This window comes from Mesorhizobium sp. M7A.F.Ca.US.006.04.2.1 (assembly GCF_004022915.1).
Lineage (GTDB): Bacteria > Pseudomonadota > Alphaproteobacteria > Rhizobiales > Rhizobiaceae > Mesorhizobium > Mesorhizobium ciceri.
Map to the genome: position 1 here is coordinate 1 of NZ_RZQA01000693.1, position 3,561 is coordinate 3,561.

Genomic DNA, 3,561 nt, shown 5'->3' on the forward strand with positions numbered 1-3,561 from the left:
GCGTATGCCGGAGCCGATCGAATGGGTCGAGCCGGCGGATTGACCGGCTCGACCCATTCGATCGGCTCCGGCATACGCACCAGCGCGTGGCGCAACACCTCGCCGACACGTGAGACAGGAATGATCTCCATGCCGTTCTTCACATTGTCCGGAATCTCCGCCAGATCCTTGGCATTGTCTTCCGGGATCAGCACCTTCTTGATGCCGCCGCGCAGTGCGGCGAGCAGCTTCTCCTTGAGCCCGCCGATCGGCAGGATGCGGCCGCGAAGCGTTATCTCGCCGGTCATCGCCACATCCGCCCGGACCGGAATACCCGTCAGTACCGACACAATAGCTGTCGCCATGGCAGCACCTGCAGACGGGCCGTCCTTCGGCGTGGCGCCTTCCGGCAAGTGCACGTGGATGTCGCGCTTGTCGAACAGCGGCGGCTCGATGCCGAAATCGACGGCGCGCGAGCGGACATAGGAGGCCGCCGCCGAAATCGATTCCTTCATCACGTCGCGCAAATTGCCGGTCACCGTCATGCGGCCCTTGCCGGGCATCATGACGCCTTCGACCGTCAGCAGCTCGCCGCCGACTTCCGTCCAGGCGAGTCCGGTAACGACACCGACCTGATCGTCAGCCTCGACCTGACCGAAGCGGAAGCGTTCAACACCGAGGTAATCGGCGAGGTTCGCCGCCGTGATGTTCACCGTCTTCTTCTTCGTCTTCAGGATCTCGGTCACCGCCTTGCGCCCGAGCTTCATCAGCTCGCGCTCGAGGCTTCTGACGCCCGCTTCACGGGTGTAGGTCTGGACGATGGCGCGGATCGCGTCCTCACCGACGGAAAACTCCTTCGGCTGCAGCGCGTGATCGCGGATCACCTTAGGCATCAGGTGCCGCTTGGCGATCTCGATCTTCTCGTCCTCGGTGTAGCCGGCGATACGGATGATCTCCATGCGGTCCATCAAGGGCGCCGGGATGTTCAGCGTGTTCGCCGTCGTCACGAACATGACGCTCGACAGATCGTATTCGACCTCGAGGTAGTGGTCCATGAACGTCGAATTCTGTTCCGGATCGAGGACCTCGAGCAACGCCGATGACGGATCGCCACGGAAGTCCTGGCCCATCTTGTCGATCTCGTCGAGCAGGAAGAGCGGGTTGGACTTCTTGGCCTTCTTCATCGACTGGATGACCTTGCCGGGCATCGAGCCGATATAGGTGCGCCGGTGGCCACGGATCTCGGCCTCGTCACGCACGCCGCCCAGCGCCATGCGGATGAACTCGCGTCCAGTTGCCTTGGCGATCGACTTGCCGAGCGAGGTCTTGCCGACACCGGGAGGGCCGACGAGGCACAGGATCGGCCCCTTCAGCTTCTTCTGGCGGCTTTGCACGGCGAGATACTCGACGATGCGCTCCTTGACCTTGTCGAGGCCGAAATGGTCGGTATCGAGCACGTTCTGCGCGAAAGCCAGATCCTGCTTGACCTTGGAGTTCTTGCCCCACGGGATAGACAGGATCCAGTCGAGATAGTTGCGCACGACGGTCGATTCAGCCGACATCGGCGACATCGTCCGGAGCTTCTTCAACTCGGCTTCCGCCTTTTCGCGGGCCTCCTTGGAGAGCTTGGTCTTCTTGATGCGCGCCTCGATCTCGGCGGCCTCGTCGCGGCCGTCCTCGCCTTCGCCGAGTTCCTTCTGGATCGCCTTCATCTGCTCGTTCAGGTAGTACTCGCGCTGCGTCTTCTCCATCTGGCGCTTGACACGCGAGCGGATGCGCTTCTCCACCTGCAGGACGGAGATTTCGGCTTCCATGAAGCCCATCGCCTTTTCCAGCCGCTCCTTGACCGAAAGCGTGGCCAGCATCTCCTGCTTCTCGGGGATCTTGATGGCGAGATGCGAGGCAACCGTGTCGGCGAGCTTGGAGTAGTCGTCGATCTGGCTGGCAGCACCCACCACTTCGGGCGAGATCTTCTTGTTCAGCTTGACGTAATTCTCGAAGTCGGTGACGACCGAACGCGCCAGCGCCTCAACCTCGACCTCTTCCTCTTCCGGCTCGACCAGCGCCGCGGCGCGGGCCTCGTGGAAATCGGGACGGTCAGTGAACGAGACGATTTTCGCACGCGAAGCGCCTTCGACCAGAACCTTGACGGTGCCGTCGGGCAGCTTGAGCAATTGCAGCACATTGGCGAGCGTGCCGATGTCGAAAATGGCATCGGGCTCGGGATCGTCATCGGCGGCATTCATCTGGGTGGCAAGCAGGATCTGCTTTTCCTGACCCATCACCTCTTCCAGCGCCTTGATCGACTTCTCACGCCCGACGAAGAGCGGAACGATCATATGCGGGAACACCACGATGTCGCGCAGTGGGAGAACTGCGAAGACGCCGTCGCTGGGTGCCTTGGATACTTTGGCCATTGTCCAACCTTTCATGTCGCGGCCGCTAATTGAGCCAACCGCGAATCTTATATTAACGACCGGGGATCGTTCCGCCTACCACCGTTTGTGACGGGAGTTTTACAGCACAGAAATCGGGCACCTCGGCCTTCTCCAGTTAGTTGGATGCACGACCCCCAAAGATCAAGGGGCGTGTCCAAATCCGCACTCCCAACCCGTCCGCGAGTGACACATTTGCGACGCCAGCCCGTACGCCGCGCAAAACCGCTGTGCGACAGCAAAACGGCGCCTTGCGGCGCCGTTTCAGAATTTCGCTGCGGGCTCATGTCAGGCGCTGACATTGCCCTTCTTTTCCTTCTGCTCGGAGTAGATGTAGAGCGGCCGGGCACTGCCGGTCACCACCTCCTCCGAAATCACCACTTCGCGCACGCCTTCGAGTGCGGGAAGCTCGAACATCGTGTCGAGCAGGATCGCCTCCATGATCGAACGCAGGCCGCGCGCGCCGGTCTTGCGCTCAATGGCGCGCTTGGCGATCGCCGAAAGAGCGTTCTCATGGAAGGTCAGGTCGACATTTTCCATCTCGAATAGCCGCTGATACTGCTTGACCAGCGCGTTCTTCGGCTCGGTCAGGATCTGGATCAGCGCCGGTTCGTCGAGGTCTTCCAGCGTCGCCAAGACCGGCAGACGGCCGACAAACTCAGGGATAAGACCGAACTTCAACAGGTCCTCGGGCTCGACCAGGCGGAAAACATCGCCAGTGCGGCGATCCTCCGGCGAAGCGACGACCGCGCCGAAGCCGATCGACGTCTTGCGGCCGCGATCCGAGATGATCTTGTCCAGCCCGGCGAAGGCGCCGCCGCAGATGAACAGGATGTTGGCTGTATCGACCTGCAGGAATTCCTGCTGCGGGTGCTTCCTGCCGCCCTGTGGCGGCACGGAGGCGACGGTGCCTTCCATGATCTTCAAGAGCGCCTGCTGCACGCCCTCGCCCGACACGTCGCGGGTGATCGAGGGATTGTCCGACTTGCGCGAAATCTTGTCGATTTCGTCGATGTAGACGATGCCGCGCTGGGCGCGCTCGACATTGTAGTCGGCCGACTGCAACAGCTTCAGGATGATGTTTTCGACGTCCTCGCCGACATAGCCGGCTTCGGTCAGCGTCGTCGCGTCAGCCATGGTGAACGGC

Annotated in this window: 2 protein-coding genes; both read right to left on the minus strand. The window is 61.6% G+C overall.

Translation table 11 applies throughout. From position 1 onward, the window contains the following. Nucleotides 1-2,396: endopeptidase La (lon, locus tag EN925_RS28190; RefSeq protein WP_128337084.1), on the minus strand; the 2,396-nt coding region annotated here is incomplete at its 3' end. Between the two features lie 306 nt (nucleotides 2,397-2,702). Then, nucleotides 2,703-3,561 (minus strand): ATP-dependent Clp protease ATP-binding subunit ClpX (gene clpX, locus EN925_RS28195; protein WP_128337085.1); only part of this gene is annotated, 859 nt, incomplete at its 5' end.